Here is a 25,923-nt window from a genome sequence, read left to right as displayed (position 1 = left end):
GCATCGGGCGACAATAACGCGTATAATAGGCGAATCATGCTATTACAGAATAAAGAGTAGGAGAGCTTATGTCGCACCTGGAGGAAGTGAGCGCCCGCGTGGATGCCGCCATCGCGGAGAGCGTAATTGCCCATATGAATGAATTGCTGATTGCCTTGAGCGATGACGCTGAATTACGTCGCGAAGATCGTTATGTGCAGCAGCAGCGTTTACGCACGGCTATCGCGCATCACGGCAGGCAATATCAAGAAGATCGGGACGCGCGCCGCGAACAGCTCACCAAAGGCGGCACGATCCTGTAACCCATTAAAACTGGCGCTTCGCAATCAGCCATGCGCCAATGACCAGCAACAGCGCGCCAAACGCCGGCCCGACCATTGCGCGTAACGTGACGCCGTGGCTACGCGCGATATCCAGCGCCAGTCCGCCGATTAACTGGCTGGCGACCAGTACCGCGATAGTCGTCGCGGCACCAACGTTCTGATACCCGCTAATGCTGGCAAATACAAAAAATGACCCCAGCAAACCGGGGATCAATGTCCACCAGCGAACGCTGGCGACCAGCTCGCCGAAGCCCGTAGCGCCTTGCTTAAACCACAATATCGTCACAAATAAAACGATCCCTACCAGCGAGTTCAACAGCATAGCGATCAGAATCGTCGATGATGTCTGCGTAATACGCACCATAATACTGTTTTGTACCACCAGCCCGACGCCGGCGGCGATCAAAAAGATAAGCGTCAGCGACTGGTTCATCAGCAGGCGTCCGGCGCGGCGTGTTCATCAAGCTGGAGCTGCATAAACGTAAGATCTAACCAACGGCCAAATTTTACGCCGACCTGCGGCATTTGCGCGGTGACGGTAAATCCCAGCGAATGATGCAGGCGTATCGAGGCGGCATTCTGTGACTCAATACCGGCCACCATCACATGCTTGCCGCAGCGTCGGGCTTCGTCGATCAGTCTGCTGAGCAGTTTTCGCCCCAGTCCTTTCCCCTGGTGCGCCGGATGAACATAAACCGAGTGCTCGACGGTATAGCGAAAACCGTCGAAACTGCGCCAGTCGCCAAATGATGCATAGCCAGCCACCACGCCATTTTCTTCGCTTACCAGCACCGGATAGCCCAGTAATTGACGGGCCTCATACCAGGCAAGGCGATTATCCGTATCGACCGTCCGATCGTTCCAGATGGCCGCAGTATGTAATACCGCATGGTTATAGATTTCGGTAATCGCGGCGCAGTCTGCTTTATCGGCAAAGCGAATCGTCATAGGGAACCCCAGGGAATGTTTACGATAGTGTTAGAAATACTATTGAAGGCGGCATAAATCAACGAATTAGCGCAAGAATTCATATTTAGCGAGAGGGGAAAGAAAGTCGTTCATAAAAGCGCACAGCCTGATATCTGAGAGTGTTTAACTCCCTCAGAAAGCTAATGTTCGACTATTATTGATGGATTATGCTAGGCATGAGGAGAATAGAATGAAGCAACAGACCAACCGAAATCGTCGTTGGGTTTTGGCCTCGCGTCCCCACGGCGCGCCGCAGATGGATAACTTCCGCCTCGAAGAAGATGACGTCGCGACGCCCGGTGAAGGGCAGGTGCTATTGCGTACCGTTTTTTTATCACTCGACCCTTATATGCGTGGCCGCATGAGCGATGAACCCTCTTATGCGCCGCCTGTGGAACCTGGCTGCGTTATGGTTGGCGGTACGGTCAGTCGCGTTGTCGCGTCGAACCATCCTGATTACCGACCAGACGAATGGGTGTTAAGTTACAATGGCTGGCAGGATTATGACATTTCAGATGGCGAAGGGTTGGTAAAGCTGGGTGATAATCCGCAACATCCTTCCTGGTCGTTGGGAGTTTTAGGGATGCCGGGGTTTACCGCCTATATGGGGTTACTGGATATCGGTCAGCCGAAAGAGGGCGAAACGCTGGTTGTCGCCGCCGCCACCGGCCCCGTAGGCGCAACGGTTGGGCAAATTGGCAAGCTGAAGGGCTGCCGGGTCGTGGGTATTGCTGGCGGCGCGGAAAAATGCCGTCATGCGACAGACGTTTTGGGATTTGATCTGTGCCTTGATCATCACGCTGATAATTTCCCACAACAGCTTGCGCAGGCCTGCCCGCAGGGTATCGATATCTATTATGAGAATGTCGGTGGTAAAGTCTTTGACGCCGTCTTACCGCTACTGAATACGTCGGCGCGGATTCCGCTCTGCGGTCTGGTCAGCGGCTACAATGCGACAGCGTTGCCGGACGGTCCAGACAGACTGCCTCTACTGATGGCGACATTACTTAAAAAGCGTATTCGCCTGCAAGGTTTTATCATCAACCAGGACTATGGTCACCGGATACATGAGTTTCAGCAAGAAATGGGGCGTTGGATCAAAGAAGGGAAAATACATTACCGGGAGCAGATTACTGATGGGCTGGAAAATGCGCCAGAAGCGTTTATGGGGCTGCTGGCGGGGAAGAACTTTGGCAAAGTCGTGATACGTTTAGCGGACGATGCGTAAAGAAAAAATGGCGGCATTATGTCGCCATAAAAATGTGCAAATTTTAAAATTGCGGCTTTACTTATATTCATCATTCAGATCGCGGTGGGGCAGCTTATCTTCCTCAGCGGCCTGAACCGGTCAAAAATCTCGATACATGAAGGAATGACGGAGATAAAACGGTTGCCATAAAGAAACCTGTATTGTTGTAAAAGATGAGAATATCACGCAAGTAAATTATCACTTTTATTTATTTGGCCGTTCGGGCCTGGATTATCTTTTTTACAATTAAGTTCCGAAACTTCTTCGGGACTCGATTGCGATGTTGTTCTGCCAAGAGGTGAAGGAAGGAAAATGCCGGGTACGGAAAAAACACAACATATAAGCCTGACCACACAGGTTGAAAATCGGTTAAAGCATCAATTGTCTATTGGCGCATTAAAACCAGGCGCAAGGCTTATCACTAAAAATATCGCTCAAGAGTTAGGCGTCAGTATTACGCCAGTGCGTGAGGCCCTGTTAAGGCTGGTCTCTTCCAGTGCTTTGGCGGTGGCGCCAGCACAGGCGTTTATGGTGCCGGAGATCTCGCTGGAAAGTTTGCTGGAAATTAATACGATTCGTACTGCCCTGGAGGAGATGGCGGTGGTCGCCGCTGCGGGTAAGATTACCCCGGATCGCGAGCAGACGCTGAATGCGCTATTAGATGAATTTCAACAGGCGCTGGAAAGTGGCGTTATGGAGAAAATTCTTTTGGCCAACCGCGCATTCCGCTTTGAGATCTACCACTACGCGGATATGCCAACGCTGTATGCCATGATCGAGTAATTATGGGTACGCCTGGGGCCAAGCCTGCATTTTTTATATGATAATTTTAAACTTGATGATTATCAAAACGGCGTTAATCTGTACAGAAAATTGCTTAATGCGTTAGTGACAGGTGATAAAGAAGCCAGTCGCCACTGCCTACAGAACGTTTTGCAACAAAACGTAGCGACGATTAAAAATCAGTACTTCATGTAACCTTCATGCAACTATGACTTATCAATAGCGGGGGTTCCCCGCTATTGCCGGATATTTATTCAAATTGCCATGCCAGATTAATCCCCACGCCATAGTTACGTCCTGGCGCTGGCTCATAATATCGGCCATTAGATTCATTAACGATCACCGAACCGATATATTCTTTATCAAATAGATTATCTACCCGCCCAAAAATATCGACGGTAAGCTGACTGTAATTAAATTTATACCCTGTATTTAGTCCAACAACGGTATACGAAGGCGCTTTGGCGGTATTTTCATCATTGGCCATGATATCGCCCATATACCGAACGTCTGTTCCGGCGTACCACCCCTCATCCGGGATAAAACCTAATGAGGCGAATCCCATATTACGGGCGATGCCGGGCATTCGGTTTCCATCACAGTTTTGCCCCTGACAAACGTTACTGCGATAGGTCGCATCCAGCCAGGTCCATGATGCTTTCACCCGCCAGTCGCCGGCGAAGCGCTGGTCCAACGCAAGTTCTGCGCCCTGGCGGCGCGTTTTGCCCGCGTTTTTGTAGGTAGTGCGTCCTCCCATACTGCTGGCGACGACAATTTCATCATCGGTATCGGTTTGAAATAACGCGGCGGTCAACAAGCCGTTGCCAATCCGCGTTTTACTGCCGACTTCCACCGTATCATTGGTCGACGGTTTGAGGTCAAAGTTGAACCCGCTTTGGCCGTCAGCGCGATAAGAAAGCTCATTGATAGTGGGAGTTTCAAATCCGCGACCGGCAGCAAGATAGAGATTCCAGGCGTCAGTTAACGCATATTTTAGCGATCCGGCGGGTAGCCAGTGGTGATAGCTGGCGTCGCCGCTGTCATCGCCATTGCCGGGCGCGATATAGTGATCGTTAGAATCGAACCACACGGAACTGTAGCGCACGCCAGCATCCAGCGAGAGTTTTTGCGTAAGCTGCCACTGGGTTTGCAGATAAGGATCGACATTCCACATCAGGTTACGCTCATCCCGCCGTAAATCGCCTTTATGCCCGAACTCAGGGGTGCCGTTGTTGAGACGGAAATTATTGTAACCCTTGCGGTTTTCGCTCATATTTTCATAATTTACTCCGCCAGTGAAGGTGACCGGCACACCTAATTCTCCCCGGTGAGTCCAGCGGGAATCAATTCCCTGATAGTGGCGTTGCAGTGTAATTACGCCGCCAGCCTGGGCTGGTTTTAGCTGTGCCACCAGGGGAATAGACTGGTATTGCGTGGTTTCCCGCTCTCCGGCGTAGGCCATCACGCTGATATCATCCTGCGCGCTGAGCTGACGTTCATAACGCAATCCTGCCTGAGTTTGTTTGATGGTTTTACGCGTATTGTACTGTTCAGCGCGCGGCGCCTGTTGCGGATCGGCTTTCCATTCAGATTCGGTAAGTCCGCCGGGATCGTCCGCCTTAATGTCCACACTATTAAAAATCAGCGAAAGTTCACTGACATCGTCAAGGCGCACGCCCAGTTTGGCATTAGCCAGATTTTTTCGCGCGCCGCTGTGATCGCGGTAGCCGTGGGTGGTGAAACGGGTAGTCGATACCGTGTAATCCACGTCGCCAGGCTGTGTGCCGTCCCCCATCGCGCCCGTGGCTTTTAACCCATAGCGCCAGCTTCCATAACTGCCGTAGTAGCTGCTGGCCTCAAGGGTGGGCGGCTGTCTCCCGGTTTCGGTGGTGACATTTATCACGCCGCCGGAAGCATTGCCGTATAGCGCTGAGAAGGGGCCGCGTAACACTTCAACGTTTTGTATGCTGTTAATATCAATATTCGAAATCTGGCCTTGTCCATCCGGCATGGTGGCGGGAATGCCATCAACATACAGACGAATGCCGCGCACGCCAAAGGCGGAACGCGAGCCAAATCCACGGATAGAGATTTGCAGATCCTGCGCGTAGTTCTGCCGGTTCTGCACCTGCAATCCCGGGACGCTGGTTAAAGTCTCAGATAAATTAACGCGCGGCGTCGCCAGACGCATGTCTTCTCCCTCAATGACGCTAACGGCGGCAGGTGTATCCAGTTCGGATACGGTTTGCGGCGTTGCGGTGACTATCATGGTTTGTTCATTGGGCGCGCTGGCGGCCTGAAGGACCGGGGAGAAGGTCAGAGGCAATAAGAGGGCGGGATAAAGTCGCTGTCTAACGGAAATAATTTTCATGAAAATGCCGGATAAATGTAAGCGTATCAACGGAAAACGTGACATTAAGGGTAGTCAATATGTAAAGTTTTGAAATTTTAATCGCACATTAAGTTAAGAAAATGTGCGGTATTTAAGAGCCATGACATTCGCAGGCGAGGAAAAGCTCCACTTTCTGATAAATAATGATTATTATTCTCAACTTATAATAAGTGCGGAACGAAGATCCCGCGCAGTGAAGTAGTGTGAAGCAGCTATACACGTTTTGATCAAAGGGAGTCGTCATGCACTTACGTCATCTTTTTTCGCCGCGCCTGCGTGGTTCTTTATTGTTAGGTTCGCTCCTCGTCGCATCCTCATTTAGCACGCTGGCGGCGGAAGACATGCTGCGTAAAGCGGTAGGCAAAGGCGCTTATGAGATGGCCTGGAGTCAGCAAGAAAACGCGCTCTGGCTGGCTACATCGCAAAGCCGTAAACTGGATAAAGGCGGCGTAGTTTATCGTCTCGACCCGGTGACGCTGGAAATCACGCAAGCGATTCATAACGATCTCAAGCCGTTCGGCGCCACCATCAATGCCGCGACCCAAACGCTGTGGTTTGGCAATACCATTAACAGCGCTGTTACCGCGATTGATGCCAAAACGGGTGATGTAAAAGGTCGTCTGGTACTTGATGCGCGCAAACGTACTGAAGAGGTTCGTCCGTTACAGCCCCGTGAGCTGGTTGCCGATGCGTCTACCAACACGATCTACATTAGCGGTGTTGGTAAAGAGAGTGCTATTTGGGTAGTGGATGGCGAAACCATCAAACTGAAAACGACGATCGAAAATACCGGCAAAATGAGTACGGGTCTGGCGCTCGACAGTAAAGCGCAACGCCTGTACACCACCAATGCGGATGGCGAATTTATCACCATCGATACCGCCAGCAATAAAATTCTCAGTCGTAAGAAGTTGCTGGATGACGGTAAAGAACACTTCTTTATTAACCTGAGTCTCGATACCGCAGGTCATCGCGCGTTTATCACCGACTCGAAGGCGACTGAAGTCCTGGTTGTCGATACCCGTAATGGCAATATTCTTGCCAAAATCGCGGCGCCTGCTTCTTTGGCCGTCCTGTTTAACCCGACACGTAACGAGGCGTATGTGACACATCGTCAGGCAGGTCAGGTCAGCGTGATCGATGCGAAGACCTATAACGTTGTTAAAACGTTCGATACGCCGACGTACCCGAATAGCCTGGCGCTATCGGCAGACGGTAAAACGCTCTACGTCAGCGTGAAGCAGAAATCGACACGTGAACAGGAAGCGACGCAGCCGGATGATGTTATTCGCATTGCTCTGTAAATAGGGTATGGAGGGGGAACCCCCTCCAGTCATCTCTTTAAACGCACCGATACGCCTCGTTACACCCCGCCGATAGCCTGATGATTCTGTGAGAATTACACTGCCTTTTTGCTGTAGTTAACTCATTATATTCACGAGGAAAATATGAAAAAGTTATTTATATGCTCAGGTTTGGGCATGATGTTTTTTATGCTTGCGGGTTGCACAACCAACTATGTGATGACGACGAAAAATGGGCAAACGATCGTAACTCAGGGTAAGCCGCAGTTAGATAAAGAGACGGGGATGACCAGTTATACCGATCAGGAAGGCAACCAGCGGGAAATTAACAGCAATGATGTGGCGCAGTTGATTAAGGCTGACTAAGCATTGGGCGCGATGCGGTGTTGGCGGCAACGCGCATTAAACCCGGCAGGCCTGGGGCTGCCGGGGAAGGGTAATGTTATGTCGCTGCTTCTTCTTTCAATACGACACTCTCTGTCGAATCCGCCGTCACTGGCGCAGTGCGATGGATCTCCGCCACGCGACGTCGCACGCCAAACCAGCCGGCGACCAGCAGAATAGCGATCAGCGGCAACGAGGCGATAGTGTAAGTTCCATTCGGGTAGTCAAACGCCATGAGTACCAGCACGCTTAGTAAAAACAGCAGTGTTAGCCAGGAGGTAAAAGGCGCGCCGGGCAGTTTAAAACTGACGTCTGCGGCTTTGCCTTCTTTTATCGCCTGGCGTAAACGCATCTGGCACACCATGATAAACGCCCACGACGCGATAATGCCGAGCGAGGCAAAATTAAGAACGATCTCGAACACGCGGGAGGGGACCAGGTAATTCAGGAACACGCCGACCACGTAAACCACCAGAGTCGCCAGAATACCCGCATAGGGCACATGCTGGCGGCTCATTTTCGCCATGAATTTCGGCGCGGAACCCCCCATCGACATTGAACGTAAAATTCTCCCCGTACAGTAAAGCCCGGAGTTCAGGCTGGAAAGCGCGGCGGTTAACACCACGATATTCATAATACTGCCGATATAAGGCACGCCAAGTTTAGAAAAGAAGGTGACAAACGGACTTTGCCCCGCCTGATAGGCGTTCCACGGCAGCAGCAAAACCAGCAATACGACCGATCCTACATAGAAAAGACCAATACGCCAGATCACGCTATTGATGGCTTTTGGCACCATCGTCTGTGGATCTTTGCACTCCCCAGCGGCGGTACCGACCAGTTCAATCGACGCAAAAGCGAACACCACGCCCTGAATCAGTACCAGCGCGGGCAACAGGCCGTGCGGGAAAAAGCCGCCATTATCTGTAATCAGGTGAAAACCGGTGGCATTACCCTCAAGCGGTTGACCGGTACCGAGAAAAATCGTGCCTACCACCAGGAAGATAACAATGGCGAGTACTTTTATCAGCGCGAACCAGAACTCCATTTCGGCAAACCATTTTACGCCGATCATGTTCATGGTACCGACAATGGTTAACGCGCCGAGCGCAAACACCCATTGCGGAACGTCGCCAAATGCACCCCAGTAGTGCATATATAACGCCACTGCGGTGATATCGACGATCCCGGTCATCGCCCAGTTAATAAAGTACATCCAGCCTGCGACGTAGGCCGCTTTTTCACCCAAAAACTCACGGGCGTAGGAGACGAAACTCCCGCTGGAAGGGCGATGCAATACCAGTTCGCCCAGAGCGCGTAAAATGAAAAAAGAAAAAATGCCGCATATCAGATAGACCAGCGCCAGTGCCGGTCCGGCCATTTGCAATCGGGCGCCTGCACCTAAAAATAAACCGGTGCCAATCGCGCCGCCGATAGCAATCATCTGAACCTGACGATTCCCCATCGCTTTGTGATACCCCTCTTCATGGGCGTTCAGCCAGCGTCGTTTCGCCGCATGTTGTTCTGCGGCGTGCGTAGTCTGTGTTTTCATTACGTTACCTGTTATAGCCTGTCCTGACAGAAAAATTCCTTATGCCGCGACGGGCGCTCACCAATCGATTGCCTGCAATGGCGAATGCCGCTTTTCCCTGATTCTGTGACAGGGATAAAACCGCCGGCGGAGCATCCTACCTGCAATTGTTAAATGACGCAAAACATACGGAAAGAAGAAAATGAGGATGTCGTGTTTATTTGTGCGGTCAGATGTGGTGCGGTGTGGTCACGATTCAGCCAGATAAGCTTTCAGCACAAATCCGCAGTGATTGCGTTGCGCAATAATTAATCAGGGTTAATCCCTGCAGGGATTTATGGTCATAGATATGACCTCGAACGATAAACCACCTGACGATATTGAAGCAGCATAAGATCAGACCGTTGCGCCTGTTATTCTCATTTTCTCCTGAAAATGTATGCCTTTGAGAAATTTTGTTGATTGACATATCGTCATAATGAGAGAGGAGTAGGACATATAAAGCTATTGAGCAAAATTTGAAGGAGCAGGATATGCCATATACATCAGTTTCTACCTATGCCAGAGCTTTATCAGGAAATAAGCTACCTCATGTTGCTGCAGGAGATTATGAAAATAAATTATCAACAAAAATCATGAAAGGCATCTTGTATGTGCTTACCGCAGGACTGGCCTACGGATTTACGCGAGTAATTGAACATTATTGCAATGTTACGCCTAAAGTTGATGAGTTCTGTGCCAATGCAGGGAATATCCATAATCACCTTGCAGATGCTGTACGTGATGAACAATTTATTATAGATGTCGAGCTTTCTGATGGTCGGATGTTAACATTCGAACAACTCTCGCTGATGGCTGGACGTGAGCCAATCGTCAGGATATCGGATGGCGAACATACCGTTGAGGTTAAGGGGTCCTTTGAAGATATCTGTATGAGACTGGAAGAGGGCTTTTTTGAGGCGCCAGCGTACTATAATTATGATATTGATGAAAAATATAAAACCGTCAGAGAGCGAATAGCAGAATATAATGCCTTACCTCAGGCATTAGGTGCCATTCCGAGTTTAGAACATTATATCGCTCGGGCCAACAGCATGGGCGAGGCGGAAGCGCAACGGGCGGCCGACATAAAAGATCGTTACCATAACTATTTAGACAAGTATTAAAAAGCGCTTATGTTTAGCCAGTTTTGTTAGAAATCAGACTCGCTGAGCTGGCGTTAAAAATTTTAACACGCCGCTATTTTGGCGGCGTGTCGCAAAGAGATTCTCAGAACCCGATTTCCGTTTGTACGCCAAAATCCCACGTACCTCCGGCGGCTGTAGCCGGCCTGTCTTATTTTTTTCAAAAGTATCCAACGCTATTCCACGGATAGGGTATCCTGTTGCGCAGCGATATCCGCCTCAGCCTGTGTGCCGAACGCAAGTATTAATGTTAATGGAAGCCTCAGATGACCTCTTTTTTACATGCTTATTTTACGCGATTACATTGTCAGCCGTTGGGGGTTCCTACGGTTGAAGCGCTCAGAACGCTTCACTTAGCGCACAACTGCGCGATTCCTTTTGAAAATCTGGATGTGCTACTGCCTCGTGAAATACAGCTCGATGAGACGGCATTAGAGGAGAAACTGCTTTATGCCCGACGCGGTGGATACTGTTTTGAACTGAATGGCCTGTTTGAACGCGCGTTACGCGACATCGGTTTTAACGTCCGAAGCTTATTGGGGCGGGTCATTCTGTCTCATCCCGCCAGTTTACCGCCACGCACGCACCGTTTGCTGCTGGTTGATGTTGAGGATGAGCAGTGGATCGCGGACGTGGGGTTTGGCGGCCAAACGCTAACCGCGCCGCTTCGTCTGCAGGCTGAAATTGCTCAGCAAACGCCGCATGGCGAATACCGCCTGATGCAGGAGGGGAGCACATGGATTTTACAATTCCGCCACCATGAGCACTGGCAGTCGATGTATTGTTTTGATCTGGGGGGGCAGCAGCAGAGCGATCATGTGATGGGCAATTTCTGGTCGGCTCACTGGCCGCAATCCCATTTTCGTCATCATTTGTTGATGTGCCGCCATTTGCCTGATGGCGGTAAGCTGACATTAACGAATTTCCACTTCACACGTTACCACCAGGGACATGCCGTTGACCAGGTCAATGTACCGGATGTACCGTCGTTGTATCAGTTACTTCAGCAGCAGTTTGGTCTCGGCGTAAATGATGTAAAGCACGGTTTTACCGAGGCGGAGCTGGCCGCGGTAATGGCTGCATTTGATACCCATCCGGAGGCGGGAAAATAATTTTTTGCCGCGAGGGTTTGCGGGCCTGACAAAGATTAAAAAGTAATGGCCCATTCGGCATGAAACAGAATGACCGCCTGGCCGGAGATGGTGACGTTTTCCGGCTGGTTATCGCGAATGGTGACGGTAACATCAACAGTACCCTCTTTGCCTAAAGCGCGCCCCTGATGGCCTTGAATCTGCAGCGTTTTACCGTCATGCGCCATCAGGCCATGATGGACGAGCCATGCACCCATCGGGCCATTGGCGTTTCCCGTTACCGGATCTTCCACAATCCCTATCGCCGGGGAAAACATTCGCCCATCGGTTTCGTTTTTTCCCGGACGAATCTGGAAAGGAAAAAAGCCGTTACAGCCAATTTGCTGGCTGATTGCCGTCAGGGCTGCCAGATTCGGAGAAAGGGCATCAATATCAACGTCTGGTTTGAGCAGGATCATCACTTTTGCATGTCCTGTTGAAGCCACCTGAATTGGCGCTCCCGGCACGATATCATCTTCAGTCAGGTTCAGCGCGGTGATGATGGCAGCCCGAATTTCTCCGACTAGCGGTGGTTCAAAAGAGGGCTGACCTTGTTCCAGCGTGATGCGATAGTCGTTGTGTTCGGCATGAATTTCAACGCGATGACGGCCTGCTAACGAGGTTTGCCAGACGGTGGTGTTTCCCAACCCCAGTACCGTTGCCCGAACATAATGCGCGGCCACGGTGGCATGACCACAGATGGGGACTTCCACTGTCGGTGTAAAATAGCGTATGCGCACATCACTCTCTTCGCTTTTTAGCAAAAAGGCGGTTTCCGAGTGACGAAGTTCATGGGCAATCAGCTGCATCTGCGCGTCGCTTAGCGTATCCGCATGTAAGACAACGCCAGCAGAGTTGCCGCGAAAGGGTTCGCTGGTGAAGGCGTCAACATGGTAAATCTGCGGTTTCATTGATGTTCTCCTTTGACTGAAGAATCATCATAGCCTGTGCGTTGCCGAATGACGACGCCCATGTGTTTTCTTTGCCCGGTAAGCGTACCCCCGGGCAAAGAGAATTAGCGGCGGGTACGAACAATCTGGTAGCGACGGGTGAAATACTCAAACGGCGCGCTCCAGACATGAACCAGGCGGGTGAACGGGAAGAGCAGGAAAATAGTCATTCCCAGCACCAGATGAACGCGGAAAACAAACGCCACACCGCTCAGCATTTCCGAAGACCCGCCGCGGAAGGTGACAATACTTTGCGCCCAGCCCACCAACTTCATCATTTCGCTGCCATCCGGATATTGCGCCGAAAACGGAATGGTGCTCAGGCCAAGCAGGCACTGAATCAGCAAAATGCTCATGATGATAATATCAGGTGTAGTGGATGTCGCCCGCACACGCTGATTGGTCAGACGACGCCACAGTAATCCCGCGCCGCCGATCAACGTTAATACGCCGCACACGCCGCCGAGGATCATCGCCATCTGCTGTTTTACCGCAATCGGCAGGAACCAGGCATACATCCAGTGTGGCGTCAGCATTCCAAACAGATGGCCAAAAAAGATCCCCAGAATGCCAATATGGAACAGATTCGACCATATCACCATCCCGCGCTTATCCAGCATCTGGCTGGACGACGCGCGCCAGGTATATTGTCCGTAGTCATAGCGCAGCCAACTGCCGAGGAAGAATACCGTGGCGCAAATATAGGGGTAGATGTCGTAAAAAAAGACGTTCAGGTACTGTATCATTTCGGGCCTCCCGCGCTGACGTCGACGTACTGCGGCGCCGCGTCCTGGCTAAAGCGTCGTTGATAATGGTGTAACGGTGAACTGTCACAGGTCGTGGCGTTATCTTCGATAAACTTCACCTGTTCTTCTTCCCAGACGGCATCCAGTGCCTGACGGGTATCATCCCGCGATTCCTGAATAATCTGTTTGGTGACACTGTCACTTGTCAACGAACTGCCCGCCAGCTTCAACAGGGCGTCAAACAGTTGATACCACGGCGTTCCTCGCTGTTTCAGACGACCGCCCAGTAGCGCCAGAATAGGGGCAATATTCTGTAATCCCTCGCGCGCTTCCGCTTCCGGCAACACGCTTAAGTACTCCAGATAGAGCGGCAGATGATCCGGCAGTTCGCGGCAGTTGAGCTGCAGGCCCACGGTTTCATACTGGCTTAACAAATCGACCATCGCCTGGCCGCGATCGCGGGACTCCGCATGAACATGCTCGAATAACAGCAATGAAGTGGCGCGCCCGCGGTCAAACACTTCACACCATTCTGCTTGTTTATCCAGTAACGGCGCATAAAGCAGCTCGCGAGTGAGGTCGGCCAGCATTGGCGCATCGTGTTGGATAAGGGTGAGCGCTTCATCCCGACATTCCCACAACTCGTCGTCCGGATACTCCATCAACAGGCCAATCGCTTTGAGGATTTGCATTATTCCCCCTCCGCTTTATCACGTACTTCGGTGATATTGATGGCATCAATACGGCTACTGTTGAACAGGTTGAATTTGGTATCCGAGCCGTGACAACCGTCGCCAAAAGTAAAGCCGCAGCCGTTGCGCTCCGGAAAGGCGTCGCGCGCCATTTCCCGGTGGCTGGTGGGAATGACAAAACGATCTTCATAATTGGCAATCGCCAGGTAGCGATACATCTCTTCAACCTGTTGTACGCTCAGACCCACTTCGTCAATCGCGCGGGTATCCGTCACGCCTTCAACCGTCTGCGAGCGCATGTAGTGGCGCATCGCCATCATCCGCTTTAGAGCCCGAATGACCGGGCCGGTATCGCCCGCGCTGAGCATATTGGCCAGGTACTGGACTGGAATACGCAGCGTTTCCACCGCCGGCAGAATATTGCCATTGTGCGGCAACCCGCCCGCGTCAGCGTATGACTGGATGGGCGATAGCGGCGGTACGTACCAGACCATCGGCAGGGTACGGTATTCCGGGTGCAGCGGAAGCGCCAGCTTCCAGTCCATCGCCATTTTGTACACCGGCGACCGTTGGGCGGCGTCGATGACGTTTTGCGGGATGCCTTGTTTAAGCGCCTCTTCGATGACCGCCGGATCGTGCGGATTGAGAAACACATCGCACTGACGTTCATACAAATCTGTCTCGTGTTCGGTACTGGCCGCTTCTTCAATCCTGTCGGCGTCATAGAGCAGAACGCCAAGATAACGGATGCGCCCGACGCAGGTTTCCGAACAAACGGTCGGCTGACCGGATTCAATACGCGGATAGCAGAATATGCACTTCTCAGACTTGCCGCTCTTCCAGTTAAAGTAGATTTTTTTGTACGGGCAGCCGCTGATACACAAACGCCAGCCCCGGCATTTATCCTGGTCGATTAGCACGATGCCGTCTTCTTCACGCTTATAAATAGCGCCACTTGGGCAGGTGGCGACACAACTGGGGTTCAGGCAGTGTTCGCACAGGCGCGGCAGGTACATCATGAAGGTGTTTTCGAACTGACCGTACATCTCTTTTTGTATGTTGTCGAAGTTGCGGTCGCGGGCGCGTTTTTCAAACTCGCCGCCGAGCAGCTCTTCCCAGTTTGGCCCCCAGATCACCTTGTCCATCCGTTTTCCGTCAATCAGTGAACGAGGACGGGCAGTGGGCTGATGCTTACTCTCCGGCGCATTATGTAAATGCTGATAATCGAAGGTAAAGGGTTCATAGTAATCATCGATTTGTGGAATCACCGGGTTGGCGAAAATTTTGCTAATTACCCCCATTTTGCCGCCCAGACGGGGCCTTATCTTGCCATTAACATCACGAACCCAACCGCCTTGCCACTCCTGCTGGTCTTCCCAGTTTTTGGGATAGCCGATACCCGGTTTAGTTTCGACGTTATTGAACCATGCGTATTCCATCCCTTCACGTCCGGTCCAGACGTTTTTACAGGTGACGGAGCAGGTGTGACAGCCAATACATTTATCGAGATTCAGTACCATCCCAACCTGTGAGCGTATTTTCATTTTTTCGCCTCCTGTACCTGATCCCGGCCCTCATCATCCAGCCAGTTAATGTTTTTTATCTTCCTGATCATGATGAATTCATCGCGATTCGAACCCACGGTTCCGTAATAGTTGAAGCCGTAAGCCAGTTGCGCATAGCCGCCGATCATATGCGTCGGTTTTGGACAGACCCGGGTCACGGAGTTATGGATCCCGCCGCGCATCCCGGTGACTTCCGAACCCGGAATGTTCATAATCCGCTCCTGGGCGTGGTACATCATGGTCATACCCGGCGGGACGCGCTGGCTGACCACCGCACGAGCGGTAAGGGCGCCATTAGCGTTGAAGGCTTCAATCCAGTCGTTATCTTCAATACCCAGTTCACGGGCATCGGCTTCGCTGATCCAGACAATCGGCCCGCCGCGCGACAAGGTCAGCATCAGCAGGTTTTCGCTGTAGGTGGAGTGAATTCCCCATTTCTGGTGCGGCGTCAGGAAGTTAAGCGCTTTTTCCGGGAAACCGTTGGGCGGAATTTCTCGCATTTCGCTGACGCTGCGGGTATCAATCGGCGGACGATATGCCACCAGGCTTTCACCAAAAGCGCGCATCCACGCATGATCCTGATAGAGTTGTTGCCGCCCCGACAACGTGCGCCACGGGATCAGTTCATGTACGTTGGTATAGCCGGCGTTATAAGAGACATGCTCGCTTTCCAGCCCTGACCAGGTCGGGCTGGAGATAATTTTGCGCGGTTGCGCCTGGATATCACGAAAGCGAATTTTCTCATCTTCTTTATTGATGGCCAGATGGGTGTGCTCGCGCCCGGTCATCTCGCCCAACGCCTGCCAGGCTTTCACCGCCACCTGGCCGTTGGTTTCCGGCGCTAAGGCAAGAATCACTTCCGAAGCATCCAGCGCGGTGTCTATTCGCGGACGTCCTTTCGCCGGACCATCGTGTTTGGTGTAATTGAGCTTACCGAGGAAATCGACTTCATCTTGCGTATTCCAGGCAATACCCTTACCGCCGTTGCCTAATTTATCCAGCAGGGGACCCAGCGAGGTAAACCGTTCATAGGTGGCCGGATAATCGCGTTCAATCACGACGATATTGGGGGCGGTTTTGCCCGGAATAAGTTCGCACTCGCCTTTACGCCAGTCGAGAATATCAAATGGCTGCGCCAGTTCCGCCGGGGAATCATGCTGGAGCGGGTGTAACACCACATCGGTTTCCTGTCCGAGATGTCCGACACACACCTCAGAAAAGACGCTGGCGATACCTTTGTAGATCTCCCAGTCGCTTTTGGATTCCCAGGCAGGATCGACCGCGGCGGAAAGGGGGTGGATAAACGGATGCATATCCGAGGTATTCATATCGTCTTTTTCATACCAGGTGGCGGTCGGCAAAACGATATCGGAAAACAGACAGGTACTGGACATACGGAAATCAAGCGTGACCAACAGATCGAGCTTGCCCTCAATCGCGGCGGACTGCCATTCTACCTCTTCAGGCTTAATTCCTTCGCTGGAGCCCAGCGCTTCGCCCTGGATACCGCTGTCTGTGCCCAGCAGATATTTGAGCATGTACTCATGACCTTTCCCGGAGGAGCCGAGCAGGTTAGAGCGCCAGACAAATAAATTTCGCGGGTGATTATGACCACTGTCAGGCTGTTCGCAGGCAAAACGGATAGCGCCTGATTTCAACGCCTGCACGGTATAATCCGCCGCAGACAGCCCGGCTTTATCGGCGCTCGCTTTCACGCTGAGCGGGTTAAGATTAAGCTGCGGCGCCGAGGGTAGCCAGCCCATACGTTCCGCGCGCACGTTGAAATCGATCAGGTGTCCGGAAAATTTAGCCGGATCGGCCAGCGGCGACAGCAACTCTTGCGCAGTCAGTTTTTCATAGCGCCACTGGCTGGCATGGTTGTAGAAAAACGAGGTACTGTTCATCTGACGCGGCGGGCGATTCCAGTCCAGCGCGAAGGCCAGCGGCAGCCAGCCGGTTTGCGGCCGCAGCTTTTCCTGGCCGACATAGTGCGCCCAGCCGCCGCCGGTTTGTCCAACACAGCCGCAGAACACCAGCATGTTAATCATCCCACGGTAATTCATATCCATGTGATACCAGTGATTCACTCCCGCGCCGAGGATGATCATCGAACGACCGTGAGTTTTATGGGCGGTCTCGGCAAATTCACGTGCAATAGTTTCGATATGTCGACGCGGCACGCCGGTAATCTGTTCTCCCCAGGCCGGCGTGTAGGCTTTTACGTCGTTATAATTATTGGCGCTATGGCAGTCATCCAGACCACGATCCAGCCCATAATTAGCCAGCACCAGATCGTAAACGCTGACGACCATCCGCTCGCTACCGTCCGCCAGAGCCAGGCGTTTCACCGGTAACTGACGTACCAGCACCGGTTCCTGCCGCACGCTGCGGAAATGTGGGTTTTCGTTACCGCCAAAATAGGGGAAGGCGACACCCGCCACATCATCATGCTGGCCGAGTAAAGAGAGCGACAGTTCAGTTTCGACGCCCGCCGCCACCGGTTCCAGGTTCCATTTCCCCTTTTCACCCCAGCGAAAACCGATAGAACCGTTGGGCGCGACCAGTTCGCCCGTACTGTTGAGCGCGACGGTTTTCCATTCCGGATTATTGGCTTCTCCCAGTCCATCCACCAGATCCGACGCGCGCATCATACGCCCCGGTACATAACTGCCGTCTGCGCGCTCATCCAACAGGACCAGCATTGGCATGTCGGTATAACGGCGGCAATAGTTAAGAAAATAGTCGCTGGGATTATCGAGATGAAACTCTTTTAAAATAACGTGACCCATAGCCATCGCCAGCGCGCTGTCGGTACCTTGCTTTGGCGCCAGCCACTGATCGCACAGTTTAGCGACTTCGGAATAGTCCGGGGTGATGGCGATAGTCTTGGTGCCTTTGTAGCGCACTTCGGTAAAGAAGTGGGCGTCCGGGGTACGCGTCTGCGGCACGTTAGAGCCCCAGGCAATAATGTAGGCTGAGTTATACCAGTCGGCGGACTCCGGCACGTCAGTCTGCTCGCCCCAGGTCATTGGCGACGCGGGCGGAAGATCGCAATACCAGTCATAGAAGCTCAGACAAGTACCGCCAAGCAATGACAGATAACGTGTTCCGGCGGCGTAAGAAACCATCGACATTGCCGGAATAGGTGAAAATCCCGCCACACGATCCGGACCATAGGTTTTGATTGTCCAGACGTTAGCGGCGGCAATGAGCTGATTCAGCTCTTTCCAGTTCGAACGAATAAAGCCGCCATGTCCGCGCACCTGTTTGTAACTTTGGCATTTTTGCGGGTCGTTCATTATAGATTCCCATGCCAGCACCGGATCGCTGTGCCGGGAAAGGGCCTCGCGCCACAGTTCTATCAGCCGCTTACGTACCAGAGGGTATTTCAAACGATTGGCGCTATAGAGATACCAGGAGTAGCTGGCGCCGCGCGGGCAGCCGCGCGGTTCATGGTTCGGTAAATCGGGACGCGTGCGCGGGTAGTCGGTTTGCTGGGTTTCCCACGTCACCAGACCGTTTTTGACATAAATTTTCCAACTACAGGAGCCCGTGCAGTTGACGCCGTGGGTTGAGCGCACGATCTTATCAAACTGCCAGCGCTGGCGATAACTGTCTTCCCAGTCGCGGTTGGTATGCATCACCTGACCATGGCCGTCGGCAAAGGTATCGCCTTTTTGTTTAAAGTAACGAAAGCGATCCAACAGTTTACTCATGACATTTCTCCTGCTTCGATAAATTTTCCGCCATCCTGTCGATTTGGCGTTAAACCATTGCCGGATGGCCGTCCTACAGGTGCGTATGTTGTTATTGTTGTTTAGGCTTACGACGCCCGTAGACCAGCCAGGTCAGCAGGACGCAAGCGATGTAAAACAGCAAAAAGATTTTCATGGCGCCCACCGGCGAGCCGGTCAAGGCCAAAGAGGTGCCAAACGCTTTTGGAATAAAGAAGCCGCCCACAGCGCCAATAGCGGAGATAAAACCGAGCGCGGCGGCGGTATCCGTCACCGCTTCGCGCTGCGCCTGCTCATCGCTCCCGCCGCGCAGTTTGACGTTGTAGAGCGTGATCTGCCGGAAGATCACCGCAATCATCTGGAAGGTAGAACCGCTGCCGAGACCCGCTGTCAAAAACAGGCCCATAAAAACAAGATAGAACGCGCTAAAGCTGCCTGCGCCGGAGCCTGGCAGCGTGAGGAATAGCAGGGCGGTAAACAGCGCCATAAAAATAAAATTAATGAGCGTGACGCGAACGCCGCCGAATTTATCGGAGATCACGCCGCCTGCCGATCGCGCCAGCGCGCCGATAAAGGGGCCAAAGAACGCCAGTTGCAGAATGTTTACGTCGGGAAATTGCGTTTTGGCGAGCATGGCGAAACCTGCGGAAAAGCCGATGAATGACCCGAATGTCGCCAGGTACAACAGGCTAAGCAGCCACAGGTGCAGACGTTTTAGCACCGGCAATTGCGAGGCGACAGACGCTTTTGAACTGCCGATATCGTTCATACCAAACCAGGCGGCAAGCGTCGCGACAGCCAGTAACGGCACCCAGATCCAGGCTGCGTTAGTGAGGGCGAGCAGGGAGCCATCAGGTTGCGGCACGCTCCGGACGCCTAAAAAAGTAAATATCGGCAGAAAAATAACCAGCGGCGCAATCAACTGCATCACACTGACGCCAAGATTTCCCAGTCCGCCGTTAATACCCAACGCGCTACCTTGTCTGGCTTTTGGAAAGAAAAAACTGATGTTGCCCATACTGGACGCGAAGTTTGCCCCCGCAAAACCGCACAACAGAGCGATGAGCATAAATACCCCGAAAGGGGTGGCAGGATTTTGCACGGCGAATCCCAGCCAGGCGCAGGGAATAATCAATATTACGGTACTTAATACGGTCCATTTACGGCCACCAAACAGTGGTACCATAAAGGAGTAGGGAACGCGTAATATTGCGCCGGAAAGAGAAGGTAGTGCGGTTAATAAAAAGAGTTGGTCGGTGGTAAAATTAAATCCAATTTTATTGAGGTTGACGGCAACAGCGCTAAACAACATCCAGACGCAAAATGCAAGGAGCAAACAACTTACTGAAATACATAAGTTTCTTCTGGCGATGCCTTTCCCTTTATTCTTCCAGAAGGCTGGATTTTCGGGTCGCCAGTCACTCAAGAGATAACGGTTATAATTCTCGTTTTGTCGTGTCATTTTACCCCTCACATGCGCATATTATTTGAAAAAAACACAAAAAAGAGACAGAGCGTCACGCGCTCTTTTGAGAACTTATTGAAGTTTTTTTAGAATATTGAGTGAAAGAATAGATAAAAAACCAGGCCAGCACGGCGCGAAGAGGAGATATGATGTTTCTTAATTGTTACCATTTGTAAACTAAAAGTGATTTTTATTAAATTATTTGTAACTTTACGCAAAGAGTTCAAGCGTAATCATACGATCCAGATGGTATTTAAACGCGGGATCGGCCATTTCCGGAATACCCAGCACATACATACCGTCTAGCCCGCACACCAGTGCGATAAGCCGCCAGGCGATATCCGTGGCGTTAGCAGTAAACGTAAATTCTCCTGCCTGTTTGCCCTGCTCGATAATTGTGACCGTTTCCTCATGCCACATCTGCATCGTGAGGAGATAAGCATCTTTGATGTGCGGATCCCGATCGGCCAGAATTTGCGCCTCTCGCCACAATTTTATGTAAGGCTCAAAGCCGCCGTCTTCGCTACCCAACATAGCGTGAAGCCGTGCACGCCAGGTGGCGGGCGGCGGAACTTGCCCGGCATCAAGCAGGGTGCGGATCAAATGGACAAAGGCCAGCGCTTTGAGCTCGCCCGCCGAGCTGAAGTGGTGATGCACCTGGCCGGCGGCGACATCGGCTTCTGATGCGATTCGTCGCACCGTCATGGCGGTAAACCCCTCTGCCAGCGCCACGCGCATCGCCGCTTGCAGGATCACTTCGCGGCGTTCATCCCGGTTAAGGTAACTCATATTTTCCCCACATTAGCCAATGCGCGCAGTGTAACAAAAAGCTGGACATTCGTTCAACTTACCGTAGGATCCTGAAACTGGACAAGCGTCCAAATTTGAGTTTTTGAAGGGAGAGTTATGTTTCGTCAGTGGTTAACGTTAGTCATTATTGTGCTGGTCTATATTCCTGTCGCCATTGATGCCACGGTCTTGCATGTTGCCGCGCCGACACTGAGTATGACACTGGGGGCTAGCGGCAACGAGCTGCTGTGGATCATTGATATTTATTCTTTGGTCATGGCTGGCATGGTGTTGCCGATGGGCGCGCTTGGCGATCGTATCGGTTTTAAACGCCTGCTGATGCTGGGCGGGACGCTCTTTGGCCTGGCGTCATTGGCGGCAGCGTTTTCGTATACCGCCAGTTGGCTTATCGCCACCAGGGTATTACTGGCTATTGGCGCGGCGATGATTGTACCGGCGACGCTGGCCGGAATACGCGCTACCTTTTGTGAAGAGAAGCATCGCAACATGGCGCTGGGCGTCTGGGCAGCGGTAGGTTCGGGCGGAGCGGCGTTTGGGCCGCTCATCGGCGGCATATTATTAGAGCATTTTTACTGGGGATCGGTTTTCCTGATCAACGTGCCGATTGTGCTGGTCGTCATGGGCTTAACCGCCCGCTATGTTCCTCGCCAGGCGGGCCGTCGCGATCAACCGCTCAATCTTGGCCATGCGGTGATGCTGATTATTGCCATTTTGCTGTTGGTCTATAGCGCTAAAACCGCGCTGAAAGGGAATTTGTCGCTGTGGGCCATCTCGCTTACCCTGCTTACCGGCACGCTGCTCCTGGGACTCTTTATCCGCACACAGCTTGCGACATCGCGTCCGATGATTGATATGCGACTATTTACCCATCGCATTATCCTGAGCGGCGTCGTGATGGCGATGACCGCGATGATCACTCTGGTGGGTTTTGAGCTGCTGATGGCGCAAGAGCTACAGTTTGTTCACGGGCTATCGCCTTATGAGGCCGGGGTATTTATGCTGCCGGTGATGGTCGCCAGTGGATTCAGCGGGCCGATTGCGGGCGCGCTGGTCTCGCGTCTGGGGTTACGGCTGGTCGCGACGGGCGGCATGGCGTTAAGCGCGCTGAGTTTTTATGGCCTGGCGATGACGGATTTCAGCACCCAACAATGGCAGGCCTGGGGGCTGATGGCGCTGCTGGGATTTAGCGCAGCCAGCGCATTGCTGGCTTCCACGTCGGCAATTATGGCCGCTGCGCCGGCAGAAAAAGCGGCGGCGGCCGGCGCGATAGAAACGATGGCTTATGAACTGGGCGCGGGACTGGGCATCGCCATTTTCGGCCTGTTGTTAAGCCGTAGCTTCTCCGCGTCTATCCGTCTGCCTGCCGGGCTTGAGGCGCAAGAGATTGCCAGAGCGTCATCTTCAATGGGAGAAGCCGTGCAGTTGGCGAATAGCCTACCGCCCACGCAGGGGCAGGCAATACTGGACGCCGCCAGACATGCCTTTATCTGGTCGCATAGCGTGGCGTTAAGCAGCGCCGGGAGTATGCTTCTTTTGCTGGCGGTAGGGATGTGGTTCAGCCTGGCAAAAGCCCAACGCCGATAACATAACGCCTGGTGAGATAAGCGCTTAATGCGCTAGCTGGCAGGGGGAGTCCATTTCCTCAACCTCTTTACCGCTGAGGCGTGCGTATTGCCCCGTCAGTCTCCAGAAGGCAGGCTGGGTTTCGGTATAAATTTCCGCAGCCAGAATCAGCCGACGGCGATCAACTTCGTTCAGTTCCAGTAAGGTCCAGGGAATAAAATAGCGATCGGTATCGGTAAGCCGGAACCACAGCGGACACCCGCAGCCGGAACAGAAGTAGCGTTCGCCGCGCGAAGAGGATGAAAAGTATGGCGGTTCCGGGGAAAGGGGGGCTAGCTGTGGTTGCCCGCAGGCTTCCAGATACATGGCTATTCCACCCGACCATTTTTGACACAGCGTACAATGGCAGGCATAGACATCCAGCATTTCGATGTCAACGGTAAAATGGCTCTGTCCGCAAAGACAACGACCAGTGAACGTCTGCACGGCATACTCCTTATGACCGAGTCTACATCAAGAGAAAAAGCCAGCCCTGAAAGGACTGGCTTTGTATTCAGACTACAACAAAATTAGAACTGGTAGTTCAGACCAACAGCAACGATGTTGTCGGTAGACACTTTAGCCGCTTTGGTGAAGTCGCTGTCGTCCAGCAGGTTGATTTTGTAATCAACGAAGGTGGACATGTTTTTGTTGAAGTAGTAGGTTGCGCCAACATCGATGTACTCAACCAGATCCTGGTCGCCGTAAGTACCCAGGTTTTTACCTTTGGATTTCAGGTAAGCGATGGACGGACGCAGACCGAAGTCGAACTGATACTGAGCAACCGCTTCGAAGTTCTGGGTTTTATTCGCGATAAACGCATCACCCGCTGCATCTTCACCAAAGGTGGTCATGTTCAGCGTTTCGGAGTAGGTGGTCGCCAGGTAGATGTTGTTCGCATCATATTTCAGACCAGCAGCCCAGACTTCAGCGTTTTTACCCGCAGCATTCAGGTTGCTCGCTGCTTTCACCTGGTTGTTAGTACGGTCAGACTTCGCATAGGCCGCACCTACGCCAAAACCTTCGTACTCATACGTTGCGGACAGACCGAAACCGTCGCCGTTAGACTCGTACGCGCCGTCACGGTCGTTTTTGCCCTGGTACTGCGCGGCGAAGTTCAGACCTTCAACCAGGCCAAAGAAGTCAGTGTTACGGTAGGTGGCAACACCAGTAGTACGGCCAGTCATGAAGACGTCAGTCTGAGTCCAGGTATCGCCACCAAACTCTGGCAGAACGTCGGTCCATGCGCCGATGTCGTAAGCAACGCCGTAGTTACGACCGTAGTCGAAAGAACCGTAGTCAGCGAATTTCAGACCAGCAAACGCCAGACGGGTTTTGTCTTTGTCAGCGCCCTGGCTTTCAGTACGGTTGCCTTTGAATTCATATTCCCACTGGCCAAAACCGGTTAACTGATCGTTGATCTGCGTTTCGCCTTTGAAGCCCAGACGCGCGTAAGTTTTGTCACCATCACTTCCGTTATCATCAGAGAAATAATGCTGAGCGTGAACTTTACCGTACAGATCCAGTTTATTGCCGTCTTTGTTATATACCTCGGCTGCATTTACAACGCCTGCTGCCAACAGGGAAGTCACTGCCACTGCCACTAACTTAAGTTTCATTTTAATAATCCTTATAATTTTCTTAGCGTGTTTCCTCAACCATTGTTAAACGAGGCGTTTGTCAATGGCAGACTATTTTTAAATGACGGAGTGGCATAAGTTCAATAATAAGTTTCATAAGATTACAAATTATTTTAATTTGTGTGATCGAGATCTCCTTAATACATTTGAGAGTATTAATTCAATTAGGGACTGTCTAATAAAATATATTTTCGGAGGGGACTATTGGGCTGTTTATGATTTTATTTTTGGTAGTAACGATTGATTATTATATGCACTAATAACAGTTGCGAGCTAACGTTAATTATATATTTGTTAATATAATTATATCATTACATTAACATGTTTAACGATTTTATAAAATTCATTTTTACCAGCGCAATCCTGGTATGGCGCAGGAGGAGCACGTGAAAATGGAAAATCGTCAAATACGCACAGGCAATAGATAAAAGCGTAGTTGTGTTATGAAGAGTGTCAAGGTACAGCGGGTCGATTTAATATCAATATCGGCCCGCCCGTCGCTTAGCGCCGCCGCGTTGCCAGCCAACAAAGTAGCGAACCTACGCAAACCATGACTGCGCCTTGCCAGAAGGAGAATGACAGTGGTGAGCTGAGTAACAGCGCGGCCAGAGCAGAGGACATGACGGGGGTAAAATAAGACCCTACGGCCATGATAGTCACATTGCCATGAAGTATGCCCACATTCCATGCGGCGTAGGCAAACCCTAACGTTAATGCCGCGGTAAAAAGTTTAGCAATCACCGGTAGGCTAAATATCATGGCAGGTTGCGGCGTAAGAAAATAGTGGAACCACAGCGCCACGGCGGTGAGTAACACAAAGACTGTGATACCGTTAAAACCACGCGCATATTTATTTGTGACGGTGCAGTACGTCGCCCATATAAACGCCCCAAGAAATGCCAGTAAATAACTTAGCGGACTGGTGGCGACATTGCTGATAATTTCTTCTGGATTAAGACCATTCTCGCCCCCCAGAACCCAGCAAACGCCAGTAAGTGCAATAAGCAATCCAGGAACAATAAGCCAGTTAGTTTTTTGCCCATTAAAAAGAATGGCAAACAGAATGGTCAGGCTGGGCCATAAATAGTTAACCATGCCGACTTCGATAGCCTGATGGCGAGTGGCGGCATAACCGAGAGAAAGCGCCAGGCATATTTCATAACTGACAAACAGTACGCTGCCTGCGATGAGGTATCGCCCCGGGAAACGGCGGATATCAGGTAATCCGACGGTAAAAATCAGCAGCAGGCCGCTTAATGAATAGATCATGGCTGCGCCGCCTACCGGTCCAAGACCTTCGCTGACGCCGCGAATTAACCCAACCATCGTGCTCCACAGAACGATGGCAACAAGCCCTATTAGCGTTGCTTTTTGTGATGTCATGCTTTGTGACTGTCCTGAATACCGCGCAAAATAAACTGCCACTTATAGCACTTTTTCCGAGGGCGATGCCATGCAGTGTCATTTTTT

Annotated in this window: 21 protein-coding genes and 1 pseudogene; 8 read left to right on the top strand and 14 right to left on the bottom strand. The window is 51.8% G+C overall.

Translation table 11 applies throughout. The annotated features are described in order from the left end of the window. The first annotated feature begins 68 nt into the window (after positions 1-68). Positions 69-302 carry a YdcY family protein gene (locus tag ACLJRU_RS01135; protein ID WP_000018720.1) on the top strand — a complete coding sequence of 78 codons (234 nt, stop codon included), beginning with the start codon at positions 69-71 and terminating at the stop codon, positions 300-302. Positions 303-306: 4 nt separating this feature from the next. Here the strand turns inward: ACLJRU_RS01135 and ACLJRU_RS01130 are convergent, their stop codons facing one another. Together ACLJRU_RS01130 and mddA are read right to left on the bottom strand one after the other, a co-directional pair. After that, on the bottom strand, positions 307-756 hold the full coding sequence (locus tag ACLJRU_RS01130) for a DMT family transporter (RefSeq protein WP_001076571.1): 450 nt from the start codon (positions 754-756) through the stop codon (positions 307-309). After that, positions 756-1,271 (bottom strand): L-methionine sulfoximine/L-methionine sulfone acetyltransferase, encoded by a 516-nt coding sequence (gene mddA / locus ACLJRU_RS01125; RefSeq protein WP_000155370.1) that lies wholly within the window; start codon positions 1,269-1,271, stop codon positions 756-758. The genes ACLJRU_RS01130 and mddA overlap by 1 nt, the downstream gene beginning before the upstream one ends. Positions 1,272-1,482: 211 nt before the next feature. Between mddA and ACLJRU_RS01120 the strand changes: the two genes are divergently transcribed. Continuing rightward, on the top strand, positions 1,483-2,520 hold the full coding sequence (locus tag ACLJRU_RS01120; RefSeq protein WP_001522633.1) for an NADP-dependent oxidoreductase: 1,038 nt from the start codon (positions 1,483-1,485) through the stop codon (positions 2,518-2,520). Between the two features lie 333 nt (positions 2,521-2,853). After that, positions 2,854-3,519: pseudogene (gene mcbR / locus ACLJRU_RS01115) on the top strand (colanic acid/biofilm transcriptional regulator McbR). Between the two features lie 55 nt (positions 3,520-3,574). Here mcbR and pqqU read toward each other — a convergent pair. Then, a complete protein-coding gene (gene pqqU / locus ACLJRU_RS01110) occupies positions 3,575-5,695 on the bottom strand; it encodes a TonB-dependent receptor PqqU (protein WP_001540056.1) in 2,121 nt (706 codons plus the stop codon). 263 nt (positions 5,696-5,958) lie between these two features. On the opposite strand from pqqU, the gene ACLJRU_RS01105 reads away from it, so the two are divergent. After that, positions 5,959-7,020, top strand: a complete 1,062-nt coding sequence (locus tag ACLJRU_RS01105; protein WP_000550641.1) for a YncE family protein — start codon at positions 5,959-5,961, stop codon at positions 7,018-7,020. Positions 7,021-7,164: 144 nt separating this feature from the next. Then, positions 7,165-7,386 carry a YgdI/YgdR family lipoprotein gene (locus ACLJRU_RS01100; RefSeq protein WP_000732362.1) on the top strand — a complete coding sequence of 74 codons (222 nt, stop codon included), beginning with the start codon at positions 7,165-7,167 and terminating at the stop codon, positions 7,384-7,386. A gap of 76 nt (positions 7,387-7,462) precedes the next feature. On the opposite strand, the gene ansP is transcribed toward ACLJRU_RS01100, so the two are convergent. Next, positions 7,463-8,956, bottom strand: a complete 1,494-nt coding sequence (ansP, locus tag ACLJRU_RS01095; protein ID WP_000857112.1) for an L-asparagine permease — start codon at positions 8,954-8,956, stop codon at positions 7,463-7,465. A 512-nt stretch (positions 8,957-9,468) separates the two neighbouring features. Here ansP and steA point away from each other — a divergent pair. Next, positions 9,469-10,101, top strand: a complete 633-nt coding sequence (gene steA / locus ACLJRU_RS01090) for a type III secretion system effector SteA (protein ID WP_001147141.1) — start codon at positions 9,469-9,471, stop codon at positions 10,099-10,101. 284 nt (positions 10,102-10,385) lie between these two features. After that, positions 10,386-11,231, top strand: a complete 846-nt coding sequence (nhoA, locus tag ACLJRU_RS01085; RefSeq protein ID WP_000200325.1) for an N-hydroxyarylamine O-acetyltransferase — start codon at positions 10,386-10,388, stop codon at positions 11,229-11,231. Between the two features lie 35 nt (positions 11,232-11,266). On the opposite strand, the gene ACLJRU_RS01080 is transcribed toward nhoA, so the two are convergent. The 7 genes from ACLJRU_RS01080 to ACLJRU_RS01050 form a co-directional block, all read right to left on the bottom strand. Beyond that, entirely contained in the window at positions 11,267-12,160 is an 894-nt protein-coding gene (locus tag ACLJRU_RS01080; RefSeq protein WP_001540048.1) for a PhzF family isomerase, read from the bottom strand. 104 nt (positions 12,161-12,264) lie between these two features. After that, positions 12,265-12,945, bottom strand: a complete 681-nt coding sequence (narI, locus tag ACLJRU_RS01075) for a respiratory nitrate reductase subunit gamma (protein ID WP_000617106.1) — start codon at positions 12,943-12,945, stop codon at positions 12,265-12,267. Further along, complete coding sequence (gene narW, locus ACLJRU_RS01070; RefSeq protein WP_023234949.1) at positions 12,942-13,637, bottom strand: nitrate reductase molybdenum cofactor assembly chaperone; 696 nt, start codon at positions 13,635-13,637, stop codon at positions 12,942-12,944. Before narW ends, narI begins: the two co-directional genes overlap by 4 nt. Next, positions 13,637-15,181: a nitrate reductase subunit beta gene (gene narH / locus ACLJRU_RS01065; RefSeq protein ID WP_000702595.1), complete on the bottom strand. Its 1,545-nt coding sequence runs from the start codon at positions 15,179-15,181 to the stop codon at positions 13,637-13,639. Before narH ends, narW begins: the two co-directional genes overlap by 1 nt. Continuing rightward, positions 15,178-18,918, bottom strand: a complete 3,741-nt coding sequence (locus tag ACLJRU_RS01060; RefSeq protein ID WP_023234948.1) for a nitrate reductase subunit alpha — start codon at positions 18,916-18,918, stop codon at positions 15,178-15,180. Before ACLJRU_RS01060 ends, narH begins: the two co-directional genes overlap by 4 nt. A gap of 91 nt (positions 18,919-19,009) precedes the next feature. Then, positions 19,010-20,398, bottom strand: coding sequence for a NarK family nitrate/nitrite MFS transporter (locus tag ACLJRU_RS01055; protein WP_001540046.1), 1,389 nt, complete (start codon positions 20,396-20,398; stop codon positions 19,010-19,012). A gap of 213 nt (positions 20,399-20,611) precedes the next feature. After that, positions 20,612-21,190 (bottom strand): TetR family transcriptional regulator, encoded by a 579-nt coding sequence (locus ACLJRU_RS01050; protein ID WP_000121047.1) that lies wholly within the window; start codon positions 21,188-21,190, stop codon positions 20,612-20,614. A gap of 117 nt (positions 21,191-21,307) precedes the next feature. Here ACLJRU_RS01050 and smvA point away from each other — a divergent pair, with 117 nt between their 5' ends. Continuing rightward, positions 21,308-22,795, top strand: coding sequence for a methyl viologen efflux MFS transporter SmvA (smvA, locus tag ACLJRU_RS01045; RefSeq protein ID WP_023234947.1), 1,488 nt, complete (start codon positions 21,308-21,310; stop codon positions 22,793-22,795). A gap of 24 nt (positions 22,796-22,819) precedes the next feature. Here smvA and ACLJRU_RS01040 read toward each other — a convergent pair whose 3' ends face one another. From ACLJRU_RS01040 to yddG, 3 genes are all read right to left on the bottom strand, one after another. Next, positions 22,820-23,200 carry a GFA family protein gene (locus ACLJRU_RS01040; RefSeq protein ID WP_014343841.1) on the bottom strand — a complete coding sequence of 127 codons (381 nt, stop codon included), beginning with the start codon at positions 23,198-23,200 and terminating at the stop codon, positions 22,820-22,822. A gap of 143 nt (positions 23,201-23,343) precedes the next feature. Further along, positions 23,344-24,432: a porin OmpD gene (gene ompD / locus ACLJRU_RS01035; protein ID WP_000769035.1), complete on the bottom strand. Its 1,089-nt coding sequence runs from the start codon at positions 24,430-24,432 to the stop codon at positions 23,344-23,346. A 522-nt stretch (positions 24,433-24,954) separates the two neighbouring features. Further along, positions 24,955-25,836, bottom strand: coding sequence for an aromatic amino acid efflux DMT transporter YddG (yddG, locus tag ACLJRU_RS01030; protein ID WP_000203790.1), 882 nt, complete (start codon positions 25,834-25,836; stop codon positions 24,955-24,957). Positions 25,837-25,923: the final 87 nt, after the last annotated feature.

The organism is Salmonella sp. SAL00653, assembly GCF_046552515.1.
Classification (GTDB): Bacteria; Pseudomonadota; Gammaproteobacteria; order Enterobacterales; family Enterobacteriaceae; genus Salmonella; species Salmonella enterica.
This window is presented reverse-complemented; position numbering and strand designations above follow the sequence as displayed.